Source organism: Lysinibacillus phoenicis (assembly GCF_047238325.1).
Classification (GTDB): domain Bacteria; phylum Bacillota; class Bacilli; order Bacillales_A; family Planococcaceae; genus Lysinibacillus; species Lysinibacillus irui.
Genome location: NZ_JBDFMP010000002.1, coordinates 119,931 through 146,522, shown reverse-complemented (window position 1 = coordinate 146,522; position 26,592 = coordinate 119,931). Strand labels below are relative to the sequence as shown.

Annotated in this window: 24 protein-coding genes; 10 read left to right on the top strand and 14 right to left on the bottom strand. The window is 37.3% G+C overall.

Annotated features, from left to right (window positions below):
- Nucleotides 1-109: 109 nt before the first annotated feature.
- Nucleotides 110-808, bottom strand: coding sequence for a YjjG family noncanonical pyrimidine nucleotidase (locus ABC382_RS01855; protein ID WP_322610602.1), 699 nt, complete (start codon nucleotides 806-808; stop codon nucleotides 110-112).
- Nucleotides 809-1,094: 286 nt separating this feature from the next.
- On the opposite strand from ABC382_RS01855, the gene yfkAB reads away from it, so the two are divergent.
- A complete protein-coding gene (gene yfkAB, locus ABC382_RS01850) occupies nucleotides 1,095-2,207 on the top strand; it encodes a radical SAM/CxCxxxxC motif protein YfkAB (protein ID WP_322610601.1) in 1,113 nt (370 codons plus the stop codon).
- Between the two features lie 74 nt (nucleotides 2,208-2,281).
- Here the strand turns inward: yfkAB and ABC382_RS01845 are convergent, their stop codons facing one another.
- The 3 genes from ABC382_RS01845 to ABC382_RS01835 all read right to left on the bottom strand — a co-directional run bounded on the left by ABC382_RS01845 (nucleotide 2,282) and on the right by ABC382_RS01835 (nucleotide 5,273).
- Nucleotides 2,282-3,169 carry a glycine-rich domain-containing protein gene (locus tag ABC382_RS01845; protein ID WP_322610600.1) on the bottom strand — a complete coding sequence of 296 codons (888 nt, stop codon included), beginning with the start codon at nucleotides 3,167-3,169 and terminating at the stop codon, nucleotides 2,282-2,284.
- A gap of 610 nt (nucleotides 3,170-3,779) precedes the next feature.
- Complete coding sequence (locus tag ABC382_RS01840; protein WP_274793482.1) at nucleotides 3,780-4,772, bottom strand: LLM class flavin-dependent oxidoreductase; 993 nt, start codon at nucleotides 4,770-4,772, stop codon at nucleotides 3,780-3,782.
- A 75-nt stretch (nucleotides 4,773-4,847) separates the two neighbouring features.
- On the bottom strand, nucleotides 4,848-5,273 hold the full coding sequence (locus ABC382_RS01835; protein ID WP_274793483.1) for a hypothetical protein: 426 nt from the start codon (nucleotides 5,271-5,273) through the stop codon (nucleotides 4,848-4,850).
- Between the two features lie 215 nt (nucleotides 5,274-5,488).
- Between ABC382_RS01835 and ABC382_RS01830 the strand changes: the two genes are divergently transcribed.
- The 6 genes from ABC382_RS01830 to ABC382_RS01805 all read left to right on the top strand — a co-directional run bounded on the left by ABC382_RS01830 (nucleotide 5,489) and on the right by ABC382_RS01805 (nucleotide 11,992).
- A complete protein-coding gene (locus tag ABC382_RS01830) occupies nucleotides 5,489-6,256 on the top strand; it encodes a sulfite exporter TauE/SafE family protein (protein ID WP_322606637.1) in 768 nt (255 codons plus the stop codon).
- A 157-nt stretch (nucleotides 6,257-6,413) separates the two neighbouring features.
- Nucleotides 6,414-6,932, top strand: coding sequence for an RNA polymerase sigma factor SigV (gene sigV, locus ABC382_RS01825; protein ID WP_155594023.1), 519 nt, complete (start codon nucleotides 6,414-6,416; stop codon nucleotides 6,930-6,932).
- Nucleotides 6,925-7,815 carry an anti-sigma-V factor RsiV gene (gene rsiV / locus ABC382_RS01820; protein WP_274793485.1) on the top strand — a complete coding sequence of 297 codons (891 nt, stop codon included), beginning with the start codon at nucleotides 6,925-6,927 and terminating at the stop codon, nucleotides 7,813-7,815. The genes sigV and rsiV overlap by 8 nt, the downstream gene beginning before the upstream one ends.
- A 148-nt stretch (nucleotides 7,816-7,963) precedes the next feature.
- Nucleotides 7,964-9,088, top strand: a complete 1,125-nt coding sequence (locus tag ABC382_RS01815) for an endospore germination permease (RefSeq protein WP_312506532.1) — start codon at nucleotides 7,964-7,966, stop codon at nucleotides 9,086-9,088.
- Nucleotides 9,088-10,560 (top strand): spore germination protein, encoded by a 1,473-nt coding sequence (locus ABC382_RS01810; RefSeq protein ID WP_274793487.1) that lies wholly within the window; start codon nucleotides 9,088-9,090, stop codon nucleotides 10,558-10,560. Before ABC382_RS01815 ends, ABC382_RS01810 begins: the two co-directional genes overlap by 1 nt.
- A gap of 101 nt (nucleotides 10,561-10,661) precedes the next feature.
- Nucleotides 10,662-11,992 (top strand): IS3 family transposase gene (locus ABC382_RS01805; RefSeq protein WP_412927249.1). Its coding sequence is split into 2 segments (ribosomal slippage): nucleotides 10,662-11,088 and nucleotides 11,088-11,992, totalling 1,332 coding nucleotides; the frame shifts between segments, so codons are not numbered across the junction.
- Nucleotides 11,993-12,045: 53 nt separating this feature from the next.
- Here the strand turns inward: ABC382_RS01805 and ABC382_RS01800 are convergent.
- Nucleotides 12,046-12,465, bottom strand: coding sequence for an SRPBCC family protein (locus tag ABC382_RS01800; RefSeq protein WP_312507664.1), 420 nt, complete (start codon nucleotides 12,463-12,465; stop codon nucleotides 12,046-12,048).
- Between the two features lie 139 nt (nucleotides 12,466-12,604).
- Here ABC382_RS01800 and ABC382_RS01795 point away from each other — a divergent pair, with 139 nt between their 5' ends.
- Nucleotides 12,605-13,003 carry a hypothetical protein gene (locus ABC382_RS01795; protein ID WP_312507663.1) on the top strand — a complete coding sequence of 133 codons (399 nt, stop codon included), beginning with the start codon at nucleotides 12,605-12,607 and terminating at the stop codon, nucleotides 13,001-13,003.
- Between the two features lie 46 nt (nucleotides 13,004-13,049).
- Here ABC382_RS01795 and ABC382_RS01790 read toward each other — a convergent pair whose 3' ends face one another.
- Complete coding sequence (locus ABC382_RS01790; protein WP_312507662.1) at nucleotides 13,050-14,810, bottom strand: ABC transporter ATP-binding protein; 1,761 nt, start codon at nucleotides 14,808-14,810, stop codon at nucleotides 13,050-13,052.
- A 418-nt stretch (nucleotides 14,811-15,228) separates the two neighbouring features.
- Here ABC382_RS01790 and ABC382_RS01785 point away from each other — a divergent pair, with 418 nt between their 5' ends.
- Both ABC382_RS01785 and ABC382_RS01780 read left to right on the top strand, forming a co-directional pair.
- Nucleotides 15,229-15,990 (top strand): TerC family protein, encoded by a 762-nt coding sequence (locus ABC382_RS01785; protein ID WP_322612116.1) that lies wholly within the window; start codon nucleotides 15,229-15,231, stop codon nucleotides 15,988-15,990.
- A 203-nt stretch (nucleotides 15,991-16,193) separates the two neighbouring features.
- Nucleotides 16,194-16,703 (top strand): ferritin, encoded by a 510-nt coding sequence (locus ABC382_RS01780; protein WP_274793493.1) that lies wholly within the window; start codon nucleotides 16,194-16,196, stop codon nucleotides 16,701-16,703.
- 43 nt (nucleotides 16,704-16,746) lie between these two features.
- Here the strand turns inward: ABC382_RS01780 and ABC382_RS01775 are convergent, their stop codons facing one another.
- The 8 genes from ABC382_RS01775 to ABC382_RS01740 all read right to left on the bottom strand — a co-directional run bounded on the left by ABC382_RS01775 (nucleotide 16,747) and on the right by ABC382_RS01740 (nucleotide 26,503).
- Nucleotides 16,747-18,048, bottom strand: coding sequence for a DUF4179 domain-containing protein (locus tag ABC382_RS01775; RefSeq protein WP_322612117.1), 1,302 nt, complete (start codon nucleotides 18,046-18,048; stop codon nucleotides 16,747-16,749).
- The gene (locus tag ABC382_RS01770; RefSeq protein WP_322612118.1) at nucleotides 18,049-18,558 is read right to left on the bottom strand and encodes a sigma-70 family RNA polymerase sigma factor; all 510 of its coding nucleotides are present in this window, start codon (nucleotides 18,556-18,558) and stop codon (nucleotides 18,049-18,051) included.
- A 122-nt stretch (nucleotides 18,559-18,680) separates the two neighbouring features.
- Nucleotides 18,681-19,853 carry an iron-containing alcohol dehydrogenase gene (locus ABC382_RS01765; protein ID WP_412926540.1) on the bottom strand — a complete coding sequence of 391 codons (1,173 nt, stop codon included), beginning with the start codon at nucleotides 19,851-19,853 and terminating at the stop codon, nucleotides 18,681-18,683.
- A 17-nt stretch (nucleotides 19,854-19,870) separates the two neighbouring features.
- On the bottom strand, nucleotides 19,871-20,716 hold the full coding sequence (gene ahlS, locus ABC382_RS01760; RefSeq protein ID WP_274793497.1) for an AhlS family quorum-quenching N-acyl homoserine lactonase: 846 nt from the start codon (nucleotides 20,714-20,716) through the stop codon (nucleotides 19,871-19,873).
- A gap of 20 nt (nucleotides 20,717-20,736) precedes the next feature.
- Nucleotides 20,737-22,158, bottom strand: a complete 1,422-nt coding sequence (locus tag ABC382_RS01755; protein WP_274793498.1) for an aldehyde dehydrogenase family protein — start codon at nucleotides 22,156-22,158, stop codon at nucleotides 20,737-20,739.
- 92 nt (nucleotides 22,159-22,250) lie between these two features.
- Nucleotides 22,251-23,249 carry a LacI family DNA-binding transcriptional regulator gene (locus tag ABC382_RS01750; RefSeq protein ID WP_274793499.1) on the bottom strand — a complete coding sequence of 333 codons (999 nt, stop codon included), beginning with the start codon at nucleotides 23,247-23,249 and terminating at the stop codon, nucleotides 22,251-22,253.
- A gap of 66 nt (nucleotides 23,250-23,315) precedes the next feature.
- On the bottom strand, nucleotides 23,316-24,548 hold the full coding sequence (locus ABC382_RS01745) for an RtcB family protein (RefSeq protein ID WP_322612120.1): 1,233 nt from the start codon (nucleotides 24,546-24,548) through the stop codon (nucleotides 23,316-23,318).
- Nucleotides 24,549-24,652: 104 nt separating this feature from the next.
- Nucleotides 24,653-26,503, bottom strand: a complete 1,851-nt coding sequence (locus ABC382_RS01740; protein WP_322612121.1) for a dynamin family protein — start codon at nucleotides 26,501-26,503, stop codon at nucleotides 24,653-24,655.
- Nucleotides 26,504-26,592 lie beyond the last annotated feature (89 nt).

Here is a 26,592-nt window from a genome sequence, read left to right as displayed (position 1 = left end):
CAATGTTATGCGTGTAAATTTTTCAGGATTTTCATTTCCTAATTACTACTGTACCATTGATATTTTATTTAATGTTATTGCTTTATACGTTTATTTCTAAAACCGAATACTAAACTAGCTGTTTATTCAATAATTCATGTAGGTCGTGTAATTTGTTAATTTCATAATGTGGCTTAATTTCACTTGTGTTTTCGATATTACGGATATTAAACCAGCATGTGTCGATACCTGATTGTAAACCACCCTTTATATCGGATGTCAACGAGTCTCCAATAATCAGCGTTTTATCTTTATCAAAATCATCAATCCGTTCAAAAACGTAATCGAAAAATGCTGGCATAGGTTTTTGATAGCCTGTTTGCTCCGAAATAAAAATGTCTTTAAAATGTGGCGCTAGCTTAGCATCCATAAGTCGTTTATTTTGTGTAGCCGTGACACCATTTGACACCACATATAAATGATAGTGGTCGGCAAGCTGGGCAATCACCTCATAGGCACCTTCTACATAATGGTGGGCCTCACACAAATATTTTTGGAAAAGTGTTTCAAAGTAGGCTCCATCGACTTCTATACCAAATTCCTTTAAGGCAACAGCAAATCGCGTATTATGTAATGTATTTTTTGTTATTTCCCCACGCTCAAACGCACGCCACATGGACTCATTAATTTCTTTATATCGCGCAATCATCTCTTGAGTAACTGCTATGTTTTCCTCTTTAAACATGCGGTCAAGTGCTGCATTTTCAGCTAGATCAAAATCTAGTAACGTATCGTCCACGTCAAACAATAGTATTTCATATTTCGTCATGTCCGTTCCCACTTTCTTTGATGCATTGTGACTAATTCCTCTATTCATGATAACGTTTTTTTAGAAAAATAACAGCAAAATGTCCTTTAATGAATATTTTCCAGAATATTAGGATATGTATACGTTTTACATTTCTTGTTTCTAAATATGTGAAACAGAGGTGATTTTCCTTAATTGGGTAAAAAAATGTTCATCTAGTCCTAAAATAGCCCGTTCTGTAATTTCATATTTGAAATTATCGATGAATATGAGACAATAGAATGCTAGAAAGGAAGATGTACGAAAGATGACGACCTTACAAAAAATTACGCCTGTCTTTGATCCATGGGAAGCTTATTTAGATGTGGAACAGCATGGACAAATGACACTATCAAATATTGAATTTACAACAACAACACTTTGTAATATGCGTTGTGCTCACTGTGCAGTAGGTTATACATTACAGAATAAAGACCCAGAGGCATTACCAATCGAATTAATTTTAAAGCGCCTAGATGAAATTCCACACCTTAAGACAATCTCGATTACTGGTGGAGAACCGATGATGTCTAAGAAGTCCGTTCAAAACTATGTATTGCCTTTATTGAAATATGCGCATGAGCGAGGCGTACGCACACAAATCAATTCCAACTTAACATTAGAGCCTGAACGTTATTTACTGATTGCACCGTATTTAGATGTACTACATATCTCACATAACTGGGGTACAATCGATGAATTTGTCGAAACAGGCTTTGCCATGATGGAGCGAAAACCGACTTATGAACAGCGAGCAGCTTTGTTCCAACGCATGATTGATAACTCTAAAATGCTTGCAGAACATGGTGTAATGGTATCTGCGGAAACAATGTTAAACAAAAAAACTTTACCATATTTAGAACATATCCATAACCAAATCATCAATGAGATGAAATGTGCACGCCACGAGGTACATCCCATGTACCCATCAGACTTTGCAAGTGCACTTACTTCTTTATCACTAGAAGAAACGCGGGAAGCCATTCATCATTTACTGGATATTCGTGATGAAAATACATGGATGCTATTTGGCACACTGCCATTCTACCCATGCAGTATGAATGAAGAGGATCAAAAATTGCTGCAACGTCTACGAACAGCGAAGAACGTCACTTTGCGTAATGACCCAGATGGACGTTCACGTTTAAATGTCAATATCTTCACTGGTGATGTCATTGTCACAGATTTTGGTGATACACCGGCTCTTGGCAATATTGTACAGGATGAGCTAACCGCTATTTTTGATAAATGGATGGCAACAGATTTAGCAAAATCGCTTAACTGCCATTGTCCAGCAGTAAAATGCTTAGGCCCTAATGTTCTTGTAAAAAATATGTATTATCAAGATCAATCATTTGTTAGTGGCTCTGCTCGAGTTTAAAAGGAATATTAATAGAGAAACTCCATTTTGAAAAAACAAAATGGAGTTCTTTTTATCTACATTGGTTCTTTACATTAATCTCCGCCCCCACCACAGCTAGAGCAAGAACTAGCGGACGTGCAAGAACTACAGGAGCTAGCTGATCCGCAACTTGTACAACTTGATGAGCTATTGCTACTAATTTTCATGTAACTTTGAAATTCATCATAATGAAAATAAGAAACAGATAAGAAAGGAATGAGCATGGCGTTATAATTTTGCTGTGTTTTTCCTTTTCTCAGCATTTCCTGTATGACGTTTTTCTCATAGTCTTTTACTCTATTAGCTGTTTTCTTCATGGAAGAAATAAGAGAGAGAACAGTAGACATATAGTTGGTATCTTTTTTAAAATAGAGTTCTATTAGTTCATTTTCTGGTAGATTTTTAAATTCATCAATAATTGCCGGCTGTACAGGATTTCTGAAAAATCCTTTATAAAGATGGATGTTCTCATTTCTAATGAAAAAAAGCTCCGCATACACCCAATCAAAAAATCCTCGTAAATCTGGATCTGGCACTATATTTACATTGGGACTATGATGCAATGTTGTCCCTAGATACTTCTTTGAAAATTCGTCATACTCCCGGGTAAACATGAGCATCTGATGCCACAGCTCATCGACTTTCTCACTAAACATAGGTGACTCTTTAAAAAGAGATGTCAAGATAAAATAACGTTTTAAATCAAGGAGTCTCCACTCATACTCATTTTCTTTTAACCTATTCTTTTGCCTTACCCGCTCTTCTACGTTCGCCATAAAATTTTTACTAAGGGATTGTTCCAGGTGATCACTTAGCTTTTTTAATCCTTTAATTGGTCGAATCTCTAAAGCTTGTGGAGATAAACCAAATGTAAATGCGCGCTTTTTAATTATAAATAAAATTAACCCACTAAAAACAGCAAGCAGGAGCAACCATCCCATTTAAATTCCCCATTTCTCTTCTTAATTTCCTTTAGACCTTATTCCCATATTCTGCTGTCTAATTCATCATTTGTAAATATAGCTTTATGCACATTTCAAGTCAACCACATGACTAGAAATAAAATCCCAATAATTAAAACCGCACCCATTTTATAAAATAGGCTGCTGTCTTTAATTATTCAAATAACTACGATCAATAAAATGCAAAAAAGATAAATAAGATTTTAAATTTTTTATTTATTGAAGACGTATAAAAAATAATAGTTGATCTATACTAATAAAGATTTCACTTCAAATCCGATGACTAGGAGGGTTAACCCGATGAGTGCGATTGATCGATTACTCTGAAGGACCATCAAAGCTGAATAAAGCTAAAGTACAGTTTTCTTAGGATATTCTTAAGAATCTATACGGAAGCGAGGCAGTGTGTCATGGAGCAAAAATAGTAAGTGGTAATCAGACCCGGAAAATGATTTCCGGGTTTTTCTTTTTCTTTCAACATGACAATTCTACTCAAATTTTCAATAAAAAATCACCTCTAAAAAAAACAAGAGGTGATTTAATAATTAGCTTCATCTTAATTAAAACATTATAAAGATGGTATATTTTTCTATAGTAATTCCTCTGCCAGGAATCTATAAGTATTTAAACGACTGTCTAATTCATATTGATTACAATTTAGCATTACTTCATCAAACCCATAGTGTTCTTGCTCAGCAATTAAAAATGCAGCAATGTCCTTTGGTGTACCAACAAGGTTCGCTTTACGATTATTAGCAATCGTTATTTTATCCATCTCAGTTAGTGGATAATCCTTTGCTTCTTCTGGTGACATCGTTTGAATAATTTGGCCCTTCATCAGTTGAAGACGAGAAATATCAATTGGTTTAGCCAAATATTCCGCTTCTTCTAATGTCGGTGCAACAGTTGCTGCATATGTGACGATAATTTGTGGTTTTTCCATATAATAAGAAGGCGTAAAATAGGCTTTATAGGCATCAAAAATATCCTTCGACATATTACCGGTAAAGAATTGGGCATAAGAATACCCTACCCCCAGTTGACCAGCCTGCATAGCACTTTGCCCACTCGAACCTAGTAACCAAGCTTCAGGTAAAGAAATTTGTGCTGGGGCTGCAACAACTTGATCATAAACATGTTCACCTGTTTTCTGGTTATTCATTAACTTTAAAATAATGTCGAGTTTGTCGTACTGTTCTGTGAAGCGTTGTCTTCTTCCCTCTGCTAAAGCATAAATAGCAGCATGATCGCCACCAGGGGCTCTCCCTACACCGAAGTCAATACGATTTGGTGCTAGGCCAGATAATGTCTTGAATACCTCTGCAAGCTTATATGGTGAATAATGCATCATCATGACGCCACCAGTACCAATGCGAAGTCGTTTTGTTTTCGCAGCTAAAAAAGCAGCGGTCACTTCGGGAGCTGAACTTGCTAGTGACTGACTATTATGGTGTTCAGCTAGCCACATACGATGATAGCCAAGTTCTTCACCTTGCAGTGCCAGTTGTTCTGTACGTTGGAAGGCTTCCTCTGCCGAATGACCCTTAGGTATAGGCATTTGATCTAAAATACTTAATCTCATTTAAAACATCCTCTCTGTCTCTTAGCTCCCTCTTTTACTGTAATACAGTTTGGATGATTTACAAAATAAAAAACCTTACTCATAAGCTAGTTGTTTATTTTCCCATGTTCGATAGACCAAGCTCACTAGCTTTTGTTTTTGTTGCTGATTGAATACCACGTCATTAAATTTCATCGCTTGAAGAGAAAATTGCTGGGTTTCTTCGTTAACGACAAATTGTAAAATCGCATGTCCTTTTTCATCTTGAAACGTTATATCCCCTGATAATTCAACAACATGTTCTCCAGTCTTTGCCTGATAATAACGCCAATATGGTTCAAAAAACGCATAATTAAACGCATTTCGCACTGTCACATCTGAAAAATTCTCCAAATAGCCTTCTTTTACGAGATCAATATAGTCATGATCTGTTATATCTTTTTTTGCATTAAAGACATATCCTACAAGAACCCCCATAAACACAACACAGAGAAAAACGCGTATATGATTGCCTAAACTCATGTCATCACGTCCCCTTTAAGTAAAAACACCATCATCTACATAATACATCAAAATAACGACTTTAAGTAGAAATTATTTGAATAATGTAGAGATTATATCATTTTACTATCTAGTCATTTTAAGCTTCCCTACTCTAAAATACTAATAGAGTATTTACAGCCCATCTTCAGTTCGCTACTATCAGATTATTACAATAGAAAAGAGAGGACCTTGTTGTGCCTTTTGATTTAGACATAAATATTTTAATCATCCTACTCCTATTCGGTTTCTTAGCAGCATTTATTGATTCTGTTGTTGGTGGTGGCGGACTTATTTCTTTGCCAGCCCTCCTTTTTGTTGGCCTTCCCCCCTCTGCTGCAGTAGCAACCAATAAATTAGCAGGTACGATGGGGTCACTTACTAGTACCGTGACATTTTATCGTTCTGGTAAACTAGATATAAAAGCCGTGTATAAATTATTCCCTTTTGTCTTTTTCGGCTCCATGCTTGGTGCTTGGATTGTCCACTTAATGGATCCGAGTGTACTTAAGCCACTCATGTTGTTCATGCTCGCAGCAGTAGCCATCTATACTATCTTCAAAAAAGACTGGGGAAGTATGACTACCTATAAAAAGTTAACACCCAAACGCTATATGATTTTTGTTATCGTCATCACGCTTATTGGCTTTTATGATGGCTTTTTAGGTCCTGGGACAGGCTCATTTTTATTATTTGCTTTTCTAATGGTTGGGTTTGATTTTTTACAATCGGCAGGAAATGCTAAATTTCTAAATTTTGGCAGCAATATAGCCGCCCTTCTTATGTTTATATACTTAGGACAAATAAATTATGCCTATGGTTTACCAATGGGGCTTGCTCAAATTGCAGGCGCCATTGTTGGATCTAAATTTGCCATTAAACGCGGCAGTGGTTATGTTCGTAAACTATTTATCGTTGTGACTATTCTATTACTCTTGAAAAATACATATGACTATTTTTCATAACACTCTGTTATGCATAACGTATGCCACAACTATAGAAGGATAAAACTTATCTCATATTGGGGTAAGTTTTTTTTAATGCTATTAACTTTTTCCCACACTTCGCACGTCTAGTACATGTATACAATTTGACAATGTTAAAAAAGGAGCTTCTTTGGACATGAAAACAAGAAATGCATTTCAACATGAAGAGGTGTTTGTCCAATTCATTCGTGAACAAAAAGAGCGATTTTATTTGCTCGCGTATAGCTATACAAAAAATGAACAGGACGCACTAGATGTTGTACAGGACAGTATTCAAAAAGCCATGCTGTCATTAGATCGACTTGAAAATGTGACCTATATGAAAAGCTGGTTTTACAAAATAGTTGTCCGTACAGCCATTGATTTTTTACGTAAGCATAAACGCTTACAGGTTACAGATGATGATACACTGCAATATTTAACTCCTGCCCAAGAGGACGTTTATGAAAATGTCGACTTGGAGCATGCATTAGATGAGCTCCCACAAATGTATCGTGAGGTTGTCATTCTTCACTATTTCGAGGATTTAAAGCTCGCTGACGTGGCGAACATCCTCGATATCAAGTTGAGTACAGCCAAATCGCGTCTTTATAAAGCATTAAAACTATTGAAAATACAATTAGAAGATGTGAAGGGAGAAACTGCACATGGATAAAAAATTACGAGATTTAGAAAAACAATATATAGAGGTTCCTATTCCAAAGGAGCTAGACTTTGTCGTTGAAAAGGCACTGAAGCAAGGCAGAAAAAAGAAAAAAAACCGTACACCACAATGGTTACTTGGTTCAGCTGCTGCAGCTATGCTATTTACTGCTAGCTTAAATGTTAGTCCGGCAATGGCCAAAACACTCTCTGAAATTCCCGTTGTCGGTAGTGTTGTCAAAGTATTAACATGGACAGAATATGAAGTGACAGAAGATAACTATGATGCCAATATTAAGGTTCCATCCATTGAAAATTTAGATAATCAAGACCTTGCGAATACATTAAATGAAAAATATCGTGCAGAGGGAAAGGCCCTCTACGATCAGTTCATCGCAGAAGTTGGTGATTTAAAGGCCAATGGTGGAGGTCATTTAGGCGTTGATAGTGGCTTTGAAATAAAAACAGATAATGAGCAAATATTATCGATTGGTCGTTATGTTGTGAATACAGTGGCCTCGTCTTCTACGGTGATGGAATACGATACAATTGATAAAGAAAATGAAATTTTAATTACACTACCGATGCTCTTTAAAGATCAACAATATATTAAGACGATTAGTGAAAATATCAAAGAGCAAATGCGTGCACAAATTGCAGAATCTAATCAAGAAAAAGTGTATTGGGTGAAAGGCGCTGGTCTTGCCGACGAAGATTTAATGGAGGAATTTACAACAATCAAACCAGATCAGTCATTTTATATTTCAGATCAAGGGAAGCTGGTGATTTCCTTCGATAAATATGAAGTAGCTCCAGGTTACATGGGTGTTGTAGAATTTGAAATTCCAACAGATGTCCTACAAGAAGATCTTGTTAGCATGAAATATATTCATTAATGTAGCTAACTTACCATACGACGAGGTATTTGACGATTGACTCATCAAATACCTCGTTTTTTCATGTAGACATACCATTTTTTGCTTATAAAGCTGACTTTTTTTGTCTAAGCTAATATGTATCAATCAATGTTAGAGGGTTTTCATCATGAAAGGTGTAGGATCAATCAGTATTTTACATGTCATCTTCCTATCAATGACAGTTATTGGCTTGAAAAACCATGTAACCATTCTTCCTCCTCTTTTAGATATGGCCAAAAGAGATGGCTGGCTATCCGTATTGTTTGCTGGAGGTATCATGTTCTTTTGGCTATTTCTTGTTGTGTATATTCACAAGAAAACTAAACAAAAATCCATCCGAGACTGGTTAAACGAAAAAATCGGAAAAATCGGCTCTACCATTATTATTTATGCGATTATTATTTTTTTAATGATTATGACGGCTTTTACAATGGTTGAAACCTTACAATGGGTCAATACGACATTTTTACCTCAAACGCCTGTTATCATATTATTAGTTATCTATATTTTTCTTTGTATACTACTGGTGACCACTAGTCTACAGACGATCGTCATCTTAAATGTCTTTGTATTATTTGGGGTTGTCGTTCTTGGCTTTTTTGTTGCCTTTACCAATATACAAGTAAAAGATTATGAATTATTACGACCCTTCTTTGAACATGGATTACAGCCCGTGTTTCGAGGTATGATATTCCCAGCATCAGGGTTTATTGAGCTGTTAATATTGTTATTTTTACAGCATCAGTATAAAGAGCAAATTCGCTGGTATCACTTTGCTATTATGCTAGCGATCCTAGTTGGTTTAACTTTAGGTCCATTAATTGGTGCCATAACGGAGTTTGGTCCAAGTGAAGCCGCTAAACAACGCTATCCTGCCTATGAAGAATGGGGTTTAGTGACGATTGGGCGCTATATTGAACATCTTGACTTCTTCTCTATTTACCAATGGTTAACCGGAACTTTTATACGTGTAAGTTTCCTTTTGTACATCGTAGCTGATTTATTGAAAATGACAGGAGATAAAAAGCGTATATGGCAAATGCTGGCACCTCCCTTCTTCATCCTTTGTTTACCATTAATTATGTTAAATGAAAGCTTATTTTTAAAGGTGAAAGGAAATTATATTTTAACCTTTACATTTATTTTTTTCTTTGCGCTGTCCATATTTTTCGTTATCGTAGCTTTCTTGTCGGATAAATCTTCTAAAAAGGGGAAAACTGATAAACAAGACATGAAAAGTGGTGAAGCATAATGCCTCAGCAAGAGCAAGCGCTAGATCTGCGTACAATTAAGAAATTGTTTCAAAAATCAGCGGATATTCAATATCAGGAATTTACCTTTAATCAGGAGAAAGTACACTTTATAACTTGTGATGCCATGATTGATCAACAAATGCTTAATGAGGTGATCATTCAACGTATTCAGTATCTTTATGATCATTTGGATGATGTTCCATTCGAAGAGAATATTGAAAGACATCTTCATATTCCAAGTTTGCAAAAAATAGAAGACAAGGAACAGCTCCTTACATTTGTATATAGTGGGTTTTTATTGCTTTATTTTCACAAAGACAATCTTGTCTATGCTAGCAATATCGCAAAAAAGCCTAATCGTAAACCTGAAGAAACACGCATGGAGGTTCTTGTAAAAGGGCCAAGGGATAATTTTATCGAAGATATACGCGTCAATATCGCACTTATCCGAAAACGATTACCGACCAATTCCTTTTGCGTAGAAAAAATGGAGCTAGGAAAACGTTCAAAGACAACGGTAGCCATTCTATATTTTGATGACATTGTAGATATGGACATTTTACATGGCATTAAAAAGCAGCTTGCAGCCGTTGATACGGATATTGTTTTTAGTGGCGATTTATTGATGGAACGGGTAAATAAAAATTCTAAGCTTTTTCCGAAGTTTGATTATACAGGAAGAGCCGATTATGCAGTTCAAGCATTAGCAAGAGGACGATTTGTTATTTTTGTAGATGGCGTCGCCTACGCTGTTATCACGCCTGTTAATTTGTTTTTACTACTTAAATCAGCCGAGGATAATGAATACCCTATAATCTTTAGTTCACTTGAACGCTTATTAAGAATATTTGGGATTTTAATCGGTTTACTACTGCCTGCATTTTGGCTTTCCTTAACGACCTATCATCAAAATCAATTACCATTACAACTACTCGCGACAGTTGTACAAGCAAAATCGGGGTTACCTCTCCCCTCTTCCCTTGAAATGCTGCTTATGCTTTTAATGTTTGAATTGTTTCGAGAAGCGGGCTTGCGTCTACCTTCCGTAATCGGAGGTACAATTAGTGTTGTAGGTGGATTAATCATTGGGGATGCAGCCATTCGTGCAGGTGTAACGAGCCCTGAAATGATTGTTGTCATCGCGATTTCGACGATCGCTTCTTTTACATTGGTTAATCAATCGCTTGTTACCTCTGTCAGCATCTTACGTGTTGCCTTTATCCTTGCAAGTGCCTTTTTCGGATTGTTCGGCTTCTTCGTTTCTTTATATTTCACACTCCTCTATGTATGTAATATTCGAATTTATGGCTATTCCTACATGAATCTTGCGACAGATTTAAATTGGGCTACCATTAAAAAATCCGTCTTCCGCTTATCACCCAAAGGCTATACTGAGCGCAATAAAGCACTGGCTCCTCAGGATTATACACGCTCACCTAAAGGCCATGAAAACAAAGAATCAAAAAGTTAAGCAAAAAGCATCCCTTTAAAAATGAACTGCCCCGTAAAAGTTAGACACCAATCTAACTTTTACGGGGGTTTTTTTATGGCAAAAGTAAGGCTGAACAACGTATTCAAGCAGTCCAGCGATACTTAAATGGAGATGAATCTATGATTGAAATCGCAGAAGACATCGGAGTGACAAAAAGGGTTGTAAGTGAATGGGTTCGCCGATATCAAAAAAATGGTGTAGAGACTTTCTTAAAGTCCTATACAAACTATTCAGCTGACTATAAAATGAATGTACTAAATTATATGAACGAGACAGGTACATCTTCAGTTGATACAGCTGCTCTCTTTAATATTTCATCTTCTGGCTTAATTCGGGGTTGGAAATTAAAGTTTGAAGTTGGTGGTTATGATGCTCTTGTTTCCAAGAAAAAGGGGCGTCCATCCATGAAAAAAGACACAAAAAGAACAACGAAATCAATACCAGCTGAAGGGTCTGTTGAGGCGTTAACAGCACGTATTAAACAATTAGAAATGGAGAATGCCTACTTAAAAAAGTTGAATACTTTAGTTCAAATGAAAGAAAAATTACCAACCAAATCAAAGCGCAAGTAATTTACGAACTAAAGGAAATCTATGAAGTGGTGGAATTAATCAAAGTCGCTGATATTCCACGTAGTACGTATTATTACTGGGAAAAGCGTTTGAATCGTACTGATAAATACGCTGATGTGAAAGTCGCAATTCAGTCCATTTATCATGAACATAAGGGACGTTATGGCTATCGTCGGATTGCTAAAGAACTTAAAAAATACGGCATTGTTCATGATCCCAAAACGATTAACGGTTTGATGAATGCCATTGACATAAAATGTGAAGTCCGCATGAGGAAATATCGTTCGTATAAAGGAAAAGTCGGAAAAATTGCCCCAAACATATTACAACGTGATTTTACAGCGAAAAAAATGAACGAGAAATGGGTAACAGACGTGACAGAGTTCCATCTATTTGGTGAGAAACGCTATTTATCACCAGTCCTTGATTTATGTAATGGCGAAATTATTGCATACACGGTAATGAATCGTCCAGTGTATAACCTCGTCCATGATATGCTAGAACAAGCATTGGAGCGCATTCAATCAGGTGATCAAGTCGTTCTTCATTCGGATCAAGGTTGGCACTATCAAATGAAAAAGTATCAACGAACCTTAAAACAACATGGGATTACGCAAAGTATGTCCCGTAAGGGCAATTGTTTAGATAACGCAGTCATAGAAAATTTCTTTGGCTTATTAAAATCTGAACTCCTGTATCTACAAGAATTTGAATCCATGGCACATTTCGAACAGGAACTTCATGACTATATTCACTATTACAATCACAAACGAATGAAGGCAAAATTAAAAGACCTAAGCCCGGTGGAGTACCGAACTCAGGTCTTAGAAGTAGCTTAACTAAATATGTCTAACTTTTTTGGGTCAGATCAAAAAGTAGGGATGCTTTTTTCTCAAATAGTATGTGCCCTCGCTTTAATACTGTCCAGTACACTTTCCCAATATTGTTTCATTTCTTCTCGCACTTTCTGATCAGAAAGATGTTCTTGGTGAAAACTAATCGTAGTTTTATTACTTTCTTTTGGTAGAATACGAATTTGAACGGTGGATGGTCTTGACCACCCTTCCTTTTGCCAAGTAAGTCGAAGCTGCTCTAACGGTTTAACAATTCTAATTTCCCCTGCCCCGATTTTAGAGTGATACTTCTGCCCAGGCTCCAAATGAAGAGTAGCACCATCCCCTACCCATGAATGTAAACCTTCCTTAGCAATGATTAATGCCCAAGCTTGCTCCTGTGAAAAAGGAAAAGTCCTTCTAACACCTATTTGAAAGCCTACACTTTTCGTTTGACCAATGATTTTCTCGTTATCCATTGCTTCACCTCAACCTTTCATGAAAGATTTAGTCACTGTCGTTTAAAAATTATTCCTTATTCAAAATTTATCATAAAATCTATCCAATATCATCTTGTGCTTTTATCTAGGTGGTAGAATTAAACTTGGGGGTGGTTGAATGAAAAAACAAGTGTTTGGGGTAATAGTCGGAATTTTATTTCTACTTTCTGCTTGTTCTCATGGAAAGACACAAACACTAGAAAAATTTTATCAAGATGCTCAAATTGAACAGGTGGATAAAGTAATTATTCAAGATGGTTCAACTGGCTATTACAAAACAATTACAAAGCAAGAACAAATCAATGATTTTTTAAATCTAATTAAAGATGTAGAATTTACGCCACAAACCAATCAAGAAGAGCGTTCTGGATGGCGATATGGCATTAAACTTTTAGATGGCAAAAAAGAATTTTCCTTTACATTAAATGAAATTGATGATATCTATTACGATTCAACCCCAGATATTCATCCTATTGTAGAGAGTTATTACAAACAGTTAGATGATGTAGAAGAATAGACAAAAAAAGGGAGATGATGCAATATCATTCTCCCTTTTCCTTAACTTACGTTAGTTCAACAAAATCCTTCTGCATGCTTTGTTCTGTTTGTCCTTTCCGGAATTGAATATGATGGAGCTTAGCAAAGATTCCATCTTGTGCAACTAGCTCATCATAAGTACCGTCTTCTTCAATGCCGTTCGGTGTGACAACTAATACTCGATCTGCATTGCGAATGGTTGCCAATCGGTGGGCAATAACTAACGTTGTTCGATTTTCAGCAAGCTCGGTTAAAGACTGCTGGATAATCATCTCTGTTTCCGTATCTAATGCAGAGGTTGCTTCGTCTAAAATTAAGATTGGTGGGTTCTTCAAGAACATACGAGCAATAGCTAGACGTTGTTTTTGGCCACCTGATAATTTTAAGCCTCGTTCCCCAATTTGGGTATTATAGCCCTCTGGCAGTTCTGCGATAAATGCCTCTAAATGAGCCTTTTTCGCTGCCTCTCGAATTTCTGCTTCACTAGCATCTAGTTTTCCATAGGCAATGTTTTCACGAATAGTCCCTGTAAATAAAAAGACATCCTGCTGTACGATACCAATTTGTGCACGTAATGAAGCCTGTGTCATATTGCGTATATCGATACCGTCAATCGTAATCGCACCTTTAGAGACCTCATAAAATCTAGGAATTAACGAACAAATCGTCGTTTTACCGGCTCCTGATGGTCCTACAAAGGCAATGGTTTGTCCAGCTTTTACATCAAATGATATATCCTTTAAAACTTGTTTGGATGAGTCGTAATTAAAGTGCACTTTGTTGAACGCAATATCACCATCTAAATGTTTGATGACCTTCGCATCCTCACGATCTTGAATCTCAGGATCCTGCTCAATTAATTCACGGAATCGCTTAAAGCCAGCCATCCCTTTTGGGTAAAGCTCTAATAATGCACTAATTTTATCAATTGGTTTGATAAGTACATTTGTATATAAGACAAAGCTCACGAGCTCCCCATAAGATAGCTTGCCATTAAAGCTTAGCCAAGCACCGACAACTAGCACCACTAATGTTAAAAGGCGAGTCATCATATAAATGCTGGAGTGTGTTCCGGCCATAATTTTATAAGCATACAATTTTGCCGAGCGGAAGAATCCATTTTGCTCTTTAAATCGGCTAATTTCAAAATCCTCGTTTGTAAAGGATTTCACAACGCGCACTCCAGATACACTATCCTCTACACGCCCATTGACATCAGCAATTTTACCGTACATCGTCTTCCAAGCATTATTCATTTTAATATTACTAAAAGTCACAAGCCATGTTAAAAATGGCACCATAATCGCTGCAATTAAAGCGAGTGTCGGATTCACATTGAACATAATAGCAAAGGCCCCAACAAAGGTCATAATGGCAATAAATAAATCCTCTGGTCCATGATGGGCAAACTCACCAATATCAAATAAATCATTCGTAATGCGGCTCATTATATGCCCTGTTTTGGTATTATCGAAGAAACGGAATGATTGTCTTTGGACATGTGTAAATAATTCCTGTCGCATATCAGTCTCAATATTAATGCCGAGTTTATGTCCTAAATAGTTGACGATAAAGTTCAGTAAAGTACTAATTGCATAAACAAGCAGCAATAAAATACTTACTTTCACAATCATGTTCCAATCGCCTGTTGGTAACAGTTCATCGATAAACCACTGAACGGCAAGTGGAAAAGCTAGCTCTAAAATGGCTACAATGATAGCACTCGAAAAATCGATGACAAACAAACGTTTATGTGGTTTATAGTAGGAAAAAAATTTTCTATACATGTTTGTCTCCTTTCTAAGTTGTAAAATTTTCGCCTATCTTTTAATAGTACCATTTGTGCAAACATAACGGAAAAGTATTTTTTCTCCATAGCAGTATATTTTTATTTACTTTCATTTTTCCGCATGCTATTATTTATGTAAGAACTGAATAGCTTTTGACTTTATTGTCAAAGGGGAGTAGCTAGCAGATGCGATCGATGCATCTGATTTCACATTCGTCATTACATGGTATCTACCATCGGGTGTGATGGCATTTCTTGTCACACAGAATACATTCTGTGCAACGAACAGTTAATTGCTTAGCAAGACCTTTGCCTATTTTTTAGGCAGGGGTCTTTTTCTTTTGCTTAAAATTAGGAAAGAATAAGTTAGAAGCACGCCATTCATTTCTGTTCAAAATTTAAAGGAGGAAATACATTTGGAGGCAATATTTTTAGAATACGCATGGGTACTCATCGTATTAATCGTACTAGAAGGTTTATTAGCAGCTGACAATGCAGTGGTGATGGCTGTTATGGTTAAGCATTTACCAAAAGGACAGCAACAAAAAGCTTTATTATACGGATTGGTCGGGGCATTTATCTTCCGTTTTGCCGCACTATTCCTTATCACGACACTCGTAAATTTTTGGCAAATTCAAGCGATCGGTGCTGCCTATCTATTGTTTATGTCGATTAAGCATATTTATGATTCACGGAAGGCTTCGCAAAACTCCGAAGAAGTGCAGGAGCCTAAAAAGAAATCTGGCTTCTGGATGACGGTTGTCAAGGTCGAGCTTGCTGATATCGCGTTCGCAGTCGATTCAATTTTAGCAGCCGTGGCCATCGCCGTAACATTACCACATATCGGTGAATTTGATATCGGTGGCATTAATGCTGGTCAGTTTGCTGTCATGTTCTTAGGTGGTATTATTGGTGTCATTATGATGCGTTTTGCCGCTCGATGGTTTGTTAAAATTCTTGATAAATTCCCTTCACTTGAAACTGCAGCCTTCCTAATTGTAGGCTGGGTTGGTGTAAAATTAGCTGTTTTAACATTAGCACATGAAAAACTGGGCGTTATTCCACACGAATTCCCACATTCGACTGTATGGAAAGCTACATTCTGGATTGTCTTAGTCGCTATCGCACTTGGTGGTTACTTAGTCGGTGTCAAAAATCAAAAACAACAAGAACAATAAAGTTGAAAAAATCGCTAAGACTTATGTCGAAGCGATTTTTTCATTTTTCCTTGAACAGTCATTTGGAATAAATTTTCTAATTGAGAACGAATATCAATTCATTTTTGCATAAATTTCCACGAAAAATAAATTTTTTGTATGTTCCTCTTCCTACACTGTATACTAGTAAAGAAGTCATTTACTGCAAAAGGAGGAAAACCTTTATGTTATCTGAAAAACTACACACAGCTCTTAACGAACAAATGAATTTTGAATTTTACTCTGCACATGCCTACATGGCAATGGCAGCCTATTGCACTGATCAAGATTATGATGGCTTCGCTAACTTCTTTTTAGTACAAGCAGAAGAAGAACGCTTCCATGCCATGAAATTTTATAATTTCTTAAGTGATATGGGTTACCGCGCAACGATTCATGGCTTTGATAGCCCAGACAATCATTTTGAATCGATTTTAGATGCCTTTAAAACTGCCCTTTCTCATGAAAAAGAAGTGACACGTCGTATTTATAATCTATCAGATATCGCTTTAGATGAACGCGAGCATGCAACAATGGCCTTTTTAAAATGGTTCATTGACGAGCAGGTGGAAGAAGAATCTACATTTGATACATTAATTCGTAAATTTGAACGTATCGAAAATGACTCAAACGCCATCTTTATGCTTGATGCTGAATTGGCTACCCGTACTTTTACACCAGATGCGGAAGCGTAACATGTGATTTTAAAAAATCTGCCATCCACGGCAGATTTTTTTGTTAATTCAATGGAAGATCTATTATTTCTGTTCCCTCTAGGTAATTTTCATAATAATTAAAGTAAATCCGTACTGGGTTCACAATACCCTTTAAATCATAGCTTTCATTCTGGACAATTTGATCCTCTTTCGGACCAGAATGACTAGAGCCATTACTATAAAATTCAGTGCCTTGAGCATCGACTGCTCTTCCTAGAAATGCACTTAATTTATCTTGAGAGTGCTTTGGTGCATGTAAGGTTACCATCTGATCATTCACTTGTATAGCTAGCCCTGCTAGTGGTGGCTTTGCTAACACCTTATTTTTATTAAAATCTACCTCTATATAATCCTGACCTACTGGTAGGGCTACTACTTTCCCAATGGCTAATGATAACTGCTTAGGTTCCCTAAAATAATTACTTTGCAGATAGAATGTCGCTTCCCCATCTAGTAAAGTCCCTGTTGCTGTCAGACCATTTTGAATCGTTGTCCAAGCCTCTCCCCTTTCGTCCAACATACGAATATCCTCAAAGCCTAAAATCCGCATCGTATTATGGGGATTAAGAGCCATTGTAATACCTGTTCGAAGTGGCGATATAGAAACAGATTTTACCGTTATATGCTGGCCTTCAAAGCTCAGTTCTTTATTTACTACATATACCTTAGCTTTGGCGATTGGTTTTTTCACTGAGAATGGGATGGAAAAAGTTGTTTGCTGTTGATCATTAACTTGTATTACTAATTCAAATTGTGCACCTTGATAATTAATCGGCTCGTTAAATGTTACTTGAAAATTTTCCTCAATGACCTTCGTTTCTTCTCCATGATACCAGCCATATCCCAGACCTACGGGTATTATTTCACCATTCAGTTTGAGATGTATGTTCTTGATGTCGAGCTGTTGAATATCGAATGGGGCAGTTAATGTATAAGGGAGGATCATCCCTGTTTCATCCGCAATAACACCTTGAAGTGTAAACGTTAATTCATTTTTACTTTGTGACACGCCAAGCTCCTCGTAATATTGATTATTTACAATATCTTGGACACCTTTATCATCGTTGATCATATGGACAATTGGTGCAAAAATAGGTATTTTTGCCAAACTATTTGCAAGTGCAGGAGATACACGAATAGATGTTACTAGCACTACTATCAATATCGTTACGATAGCAAGGCTTTGCCAAATTCGTTGACGTATTCGTTTTTCAGAATGGTAGCGATTCATACTTTTCAAGCGTGCGTTGACCAATTGCTCTTGTGGTACTTTTATTTGTGTTAATTCCTGGGCGAATTTATCATAATCAAACCTGTCCCTCATTTAATGCTCCCCCTTTTCCATAAAGTAGTGTTTTAGCTTGCTTAGTGCTGTATGCAATCTAGATTTAACCGTACCCTCGGGGATATTATGTAGTGCAGCAATCTCCTTGTTTTGTAAGTCATGAAAATATTTAAGAAAAATGAGCTCCTGCTGTGCTTTTGGTAATTTTACAATAATATCAGTCATTTCAAAGCGTTGATGATCCTGTGTATGATCACCCATTTCTACATTCTCCTGTAAATCTACACGTAATCTTTTTTCTCGCATATCATAGCAAATATTGAGTAAAATTCGGACAAGCCATGTACCAAAATAAGCTACCTCTTTTAAAGTATGTATTTTTTTTAAGCTTCGATAGGTTGTTTCCTGAACGGCTTCTACAGCATCATGTTCATTTCTTAAATAGGCAAAGGCAATACGATACAATGTCTGTTCATGGTTTTGAATAAGGCAAAGAAATGCCTGTTCATCACCAGCGATGGCACGCTTTACTAATGCTTGTTCATCCAACTTCCTCACTCCCCTCTAATGATTAGACTGTTGAGCGTGCTATTTCGTTCAGGTTTTTCCAAGTATTTATATCATAAAGCAAAAAAAGAGAAACGCTGAAAAATCAACGTTTCTCATGTTCTCTATGGTTCACGGACTTCGCCATCAAAGGCAGCAAGGTAAATTTGATAAATATCATCTCGCTCTAATGGCATAGGACTGCGTGCTAAAATACGTGTTTGTTTGGTTGCATCCTCTGTTAACTGTTCGAGTGCTGAAGCAGGTATACTGAATCCTTGTAAAGTGGAAGGAATTTGAACATCTTTAATTAGTTGTTGTAATGCTTCTACACATTTATAGGAAGCCTCTTGCTGTGATAAGTAGATAGAAGATACCCCCATCGCATCGACGATATCTTTCATACGTTTCTCACAACTTTGTCGGATATAGCCCATAACATATGGTAACAGCACTGCATTGGAGTCACCATGAGCAATATGGAATTGACCTCCAAGCGGATAGGCTAAAGCGTGAACACCGGCTACACCGGCATTAAAAAAAGCTAAGCCTGCTAAATAACTGCCATAACTCATATCGGTACGCGCTTGCTTGTCTTGCCCATTATGGACAGCTGTTCGTATTGACTGACTAATTAATCGGATAGCTTGTAGTGCAAGTGCGTCTGTTACTGCATTCGCATTTACTGATACGTAGGCTTCTATCGCATGAGTTAACGCGTCTACACCAGTCGCAGCCGTCACCTTCGCTGGTAAGGAAATCGTTAAGGCAGGATCTACAATCGCTACATCTGCTAGTAAATAATCGTGTGTCACGACATCCTTGGTTGTGTCGAGTGACAGCACAGAGATATTAGTTACCTCCGAGCCTGTCCCAGAAGTAGTTGGAATTAAGATTTTAGGTAATCCTTTATTTTCTACTGTTTTTGTTCCAGTTAGATTTAAATAATCTGCCACTTTTCCATCATGTGTTGCTAATACAGCGGCAAGCTTTGCTAAATCTAGTGCGCTGCCCCCACCTACACCAATCACTAAATCAAATGGATGCTTTCTCGTAAAATCAACCAGTTTTTCTCCAATTGCGAGCGGAGGCTCTGGTGCAATATCGGTATAAATGGTTGTCTTGTAGCCTTCTTCAATTAAAGGCTTTTCAACATAATCTGTTAAACCTATTTCTTTTAATAATGGATCTGTCACGATTAAAATATTGTAAGCGTTAAATTTCTTTACCTCTAGCAGAAGCTGACTCAAACAGCCCCAGCCAGTATAACTAGCAGGTGTAAAGGTTAATTTATGCATGGCTTCTCTACTCCTATCTACTCGTAATAGCCTTCCGTCGATTTTCTAAATGATTTGAATTGAACAGGATCATGTCCAAACCATACTTGTGAATTTGTTTCATGTGCTAATCTTCGAATCCGTTCAACCGTTGCATTATAGCCTACAGAATCATAGATAATGCCTGGTGGCTTGACAGGAGGACCAAAGCTTTCAGCTGTGTATATGGCATCTGAAGCTAAAATGATGCCACCTGTGTCAGGCATTTGAATATGCAACCCTAGCATGCCCCAAGCATGACCACTACCAAAATTCAATACTTGTATACCTTCTGCTAGTTTCACATGATCCTCGCCACGTTTAATGAGACGCCATTGTAGATTATTTTTAATCCACATATCAATGTCACCCCATACATAGGCACCGTCTTTTACATTTCTGGCATATGTTTGTAATGTGCCATTAAACTCGTCCTCCTGCACTATAATCGTCGCATTTGTAAACAGTTCTAAGCAACCTGCATGGTCGAGATGCAAATGAGAAGCTACGACATATTTGATATCCTCTGGGCGAACATTTAATTCTTCTAATCGGTGATGTAAATAGCATTCTTCTGGCATATTGATAGGAAATGCTTTTTGCGTAAATTCACCCCAACGTCCTTCTGGTCCCATCGAGTTTGGATTACACGCTGTATCAAATAAAATTTTGCCTTCTGGATGATCAATTAGAACAGTATAAACTGGGAATTCCACAAATTCATTTGGCTGATTTGGATGGTCGATCGTTGCAGGATTATGCATCGCAATCATATAGTTTTTATCCATTCGCATCGTACCATTGTCCATCACATACAATTTTGGGTGTTGTTTAATCATTTTCATTTTCCCATCTCCATTCGTGATTATTGGTTATTCCATATTACTAGCTTCATTTCCGTCATTTCTTCTAATGCATATTTAATGCCCTCACGACCAGTGCCACTTTCCTTTACACCACCATATGGCATATGATCGACTCGATAGGTAGGTACATCATTAATCAGGACCCCACCTACCTGCAATGCTTTCGTAGCTTGAAAAGCTGTCTGAATAGAAGGTGTGAAGATACCCGCCTGTAGACCATAGTGAGAGTCATTGATAGCCGCTATCGCCTCTTCAATAGTCGATACTGTATTGACAGTAACGACAGGTGCAAAAATTTCTTCACAAGACACACGACTCTGTGGTTGAACATTATATAGAACCGTAGGCAATAAAATATGATTGTCAATGCGGCCTCCAGTAATCACTTGTGCTCCTTCAGCAACCGCTTCTTCAATCCATTGATACGCTCGCTGTTGTTCAGCTTGTGATATCATCATTGCTAGATCTGTCTGACTATCCATTGGATCACCAATAGTCAGCTGCTCGATTTTGGCGTTCAGCAGCGTTAAAAATTCCTCAATCATACTCTCCATAACATAGATTCGCTGTAGAGAAATACAGACTTGACCTTGGTTGGAAAATGCCCCCATTACAATACGATCCATAATACGCTCGAGCTGTACCCCTTCATCAATAATTACGCCTGCATTGGAGCCTAATTCTAAAGTTACTTTCTTCAAACCTGCTCGATTGCGTAGAGAAATCCCTACTGCTGGGCTTCCTGTAAACGTAATCATTTTAACGTTTGGATGTGCTAAAAACACGTCGCCTACTAATTTTCCTTGACCTGTTACGAGATTAAAGGCACCTGCTGGTAAATTAGTTTGGGCCAATAACCTAGCTAGAAAATGAGCAGACAGTGCTGTTTGTGTGGCAGGTTTTAGAACGATTGTATTGCCTGCTGCTAATGCCGGGCCTACTTTATGGGCCACTAGGTTTTGGGGAAAGTTAAAGGGGGTAATCGCTGCCACGACACCTATTGGTTCACGAATTGTATAAGCAAAACGCCCCTCTCCATTTTTCGATGCATCCATAGGAATCATTTCACCAGTTAGACGCTTCGCTTCTTCAGCGGCAAATTTATACGTTTCAATTGTGCGATCAATTTCAGCGTAGGCATACTTTAACGGCTTTGCTGATTCCATAGCAATAATACTCGCCGCTTCCTCTCGATTTTCTGCAAAAAGGGTGGATAAATGCTCTAATATCTCTGCTCGTTGAAAAGCCGTTAATGCAGCCATTTGAGGAGCTGCGGCCTGTGCACTTTCAATGGCCTCCTTTACATCTTGCTCTGTGGCCATCGCAATTTGTGCCAATACCTCTTGTGAATAAGGGGCTAGGACCTCCACCCATTCAGCAGTCATCTTCCATTCTCCGTTGATCCATAAGCCCTTTTTCAACTTGATTCACTCCTTTCTTTATGGTTACGTATTCATTTCAGAAAATAAAGAAATGAATACGTAACCATTATAGTGTAAAAAACAAACTGATATTACATCAGTTCATTTTTACACGTTGTATTTCTTGGAAAAAGTTTAACAGACTCTGTTTGTCTAATGCAAGAACTTTTTTTCTCCATAACCTCAAATAATTTTTCAATCGCTATAAAACCTAAGTTCTCTTCTGACGTTAAACCTACTGTCGTCAAGGCAATGGAGTGGTGTTTACTAAGCTCAACATTGTCAATGCCCATGACATTGAAATCGCTTGGAACCTTGAACCCTCTCTCTAAACATAGATTCAATATTTCAATAGCGATAGCATCTGTAGCCGCACATATAGCTGTAGGTCTTCTATCCAACTTTAATAGTTCCTCAAAGGCGCGTTCAATTTCATTTTTATTGGTGTTTGTAAAAAATGTAGGCACAGTTTTGTCATCTATTCCATGTTGCTTTAAAGCCTGGACAAATCCTTGATAGCGACCATAGAAGGTGCTCATTTGATGTGGACCACCTATCCAGCATAGCGATTGATGCCCTAAAGATAAGAGATGATTTGCCGCAAGATAGCCAGCATGCACATTATCAATTTCTACAAAATGTCTATTTTCTTGATGCTTACGATTAAACATAATAAAGGGAATTCCGCGTTTTTCTAGTTTAAAAAATAGCTCATCCTGATATAGCATAGAAGATAAAATAATGGCATCCGCCTTCGTTTCTAAAACGGCATTATAGATCGAGTTTAAATTGTCCTCTGTCCCAAAATAGACATTGACTTTATAGCCTCGAGCATTGACATAATTAACGATCGCTGTTGTTGTATCAACAAAAAAAGGATTATGTAATGGTCCTGAAATTAGTGTAATAATGCCTGTTTTTTGCTGAACAAGCGATCTTGCTATATCATTCGGTATATAGTTTAGTTCCTCAATCGCCTTCATTACTTTTTCAATTGTTTTTGGCTTTACTAGCTCTGGCGTATTCAACACCCTCGATACAGTTGTTTGTGAAACACCAGCGTACTTTGCCACATCTTTTGAAGATACCAAAAAACCACCCATTTCATTAATGTAAAGCTATATTATACCATTTATAGCCTATTGAGAATAGAATGGCTAATCATCCACTTTGCCCTTTCTCTCATACGGTTTTGCTGCCTCATTTGCTTTAAAATTATAGACAGGTTTAATGACTTTGACAATATCTACAGTTTCTCCTATGGCCGATATTATTTCTGACATTGGCTTATAAGCCATCGGTGCCTCATCCAATGTTTCCTCATTGACGGATGTTGTCCAAATGCCCTGCATCGTGTCTTTAAAATCGTTCATATTCAATGCTTTTTTAGCAGCTCGTCGTGAGAATATACGCCCTGCTCCATGTGGCGCTGAATAATTCCATTCTGCATTGCCTTTTCCAATACAAATAAGTGATCCATCGCGCATGTTCATCGGAATAACTAGCTTTTCTCCTTTATTGGCTCGAACAGCCCCTTTGCGAAGTGTCATTGTTTCAGTATCAATATAGTTATGAATCGTATCAAATGTATCCGTGAAATGCCACCCCATCTGTTTAGCGATTATTTCGGCAATAGTCCAACGATTCATACGTGCAAATTGTTGAGCAATCTTCATATCATGAATATAGTCATGGAAATAGTCACCCTCTAAATAGGCTAACTCTTTCGGCACAGCAGGATTTTGTTCTTTATAGGCGAGGATCATTGGTTGTATATCTTTTTCTCTCCCTAGTCGTTTAAGCTCTGCTATTTTTTCCGTCAAATCTTGTCGACGTAAATTTTCATATGCTCTTTTTTGATGCCAATTAGCTACTTTTGCTCCTACATAGCGTGAGCCTGTATGAATTAGTAAATAGTGCTGCTCTTCTTCATCCTTGGCAAGTTCGATAAAATGATTGCCACCACCAAGAGTACCTAATGACAGATTGGTATACTCATCTTTCAAACCGCTTGCTCGAAATTGTTTACCTTCAAATTCTAAAAATTGACGGGCAGGCGATACTTCCTTATGAATCTCCTGTCCACTTGGTACATGTGTACGGATGATAGAATCTAGCTTTGCAAAATCGACAGTCGAAACATCTAATTGTGCTACAAATACACCACATCCTACATCAATTCCAACAAGGTTTGGAACAACACGATTCTGCAATTGAATAGTCGTGCCAATGACACAGCCTTTGCCCGCATGATAATCTGGCATAATACGTACTTTCGTGCCAGCCATAAACGCCTGATCTGTCAATTCTTGAATTTGGTCGATTGCTGTTTGGAGCGCTGTTTGAGCAAATATTTTTGCATCCGTAAAGCGGCCATTAATTTCAATCAAGTAAATCCCCTCCTTACTATTTATACGTAAAAATGGAATGATATGTTTCATCAAACATAAAAACGTTCTAAAAGGTCTGCCCTCTTAGAACGTTTTGTTCTAGCTTATTCTTCGTATTGGATCGCCAATTTCTTTGGAATTTCAGGAATATCGTTTGATTTTACATCCTCTTCCTTTAAAGAAAGCACTTCTAGATGATGCTTGTCTCTTACATCAAAAGGGATGGCGATACTTTCCATTTTATTATTCATTTGACTGCGTGTAAGTAAGCCGTTGTACGATAAATCGATACTTAAAATAGCCTGTACAGTTTCTTCAAGCATTTTGAGATCCTTGGCTTTCAAAGGTATCTCTTCATTCATTAAAAATGGCTGAAGGGTACCTTTAATATAGCCTTGAGCTTCAATTAAACATGAAAATTCATTTAATTTTTCAGCATAGTTCTTTAATTGGCGCTTTTCTTTTGCTCTTTGTTGATTTAATTCTTGCACTTTTTGTTCAATCCGACTCATGCGCTCTTTTACTAATTCTATTAAATAAGGCTGTATGTCTTGAATCGCTTGCAACATTGCAGCTTCCGCTTGTTGTACTTTGTCATATTGCGCGACACAAATCACTTGTTGCTCATTTAACTTTTCTACTCGCTCTTTGAAAAAGTCATTTTGTGTATGTTGACCAAAAATAGCCTTCATGAGCCCTTTCCCATGAATTTTTTTATGCTGTGCATCTAAACGCTCGTATTCACGTGAATACTCACTGTGCATAGTACGATATTCTCTCAACATTTGTTGATAGTAAACAGCAATTTCTGTAAACTTATCTACCTTAGCATCCTGTAAATAATCATGTTGTGAGATTGTTTGTAATAGCTGATACAATGTTTGAACATGTTTAAATGTTTGAGCAACTTCTTCGTATTCTTGCTCATATTCCTTGACAATCGCCAAGTCTCGTTGGTTGCGAGAAAATTCATAATGGGTATCGCCTGCATATTTTTCAATATTCTCAACAGCAGATTGAAATGGATCGCGTTGTGGAATGACAGTTAATTCGAAGCGGAAACGTTCTAGCCATTGTAAGAAGCGAATTAAAATGGCATAGGTTTTTTTATCACTATTTTCAGCAAAACGATGTATTTCAGTAATTAAATGTTCGTACTGGCTTTTTTCCCAAAGCTCATGACTGTCCGTTTGCTTGGCTTCCAATGCATTTCTAGCTGAAACAGCGACAAAATCACTGATTAAATGACCTATTCGTTGTTGTTGCGAGGAGACAAATGCCGCAGCATGATCATCAGCATCAATACCATTAATAACACATAAAGGTTCAACCCCTTTATTTTTTAAGGCTTCCAGCAATAATATTTCAGCGTCAATAGCCATAGAGCCCGAGCGTAAAACCCAGAAAATTTCATCCACCCTATTCATCAATGCTTCAGAGAAATAAGCCATTTCTCCTCCCCCAGCTTCTAATGAAACAGAGTCAATGATCGTCACCGATTTAAGTAAATCATTTTTCAAATATACTTCTAAATAGTCCAAATGCTCACGTAAAATCTGAGAAGCAAACGTATCGCCAGTAGTTAATAGCTCTAATTTACTAAGATCGAATATGGCTACAACGCCATCTAAAAAATAAGCTTTAATCTCCTCATGCTCGCCGTAACGTATAAATGTATTTACGCCTGTTGGATGTTGATCATCTACTGAAAGAATTTCACGTCCTAGCAGTCCATTAATAAGTGTTGTTTTACCTACACGTTCTTTTCCAACGATTAAAATCATTGTCTGATTATTGGCATCTTGAATAATACGATTTAAATGTTTAGCCGTATCTTTCACATATGTATTTTGGACAATAATGCCATATAGTTGTCGAAGTTGATCAACAAATTGTGGCAGAATATTATTCGCTGAGGTTGTATATTCGATTGGCGTGTTGTCAATGTTGGTCATCCTCAAAACCTCTTTTCGTATGTATCTATAAGTCCATTATAAATGAAACTATGGCTTTTCTAATACATGGATTGTCGAAAAGAGGACAA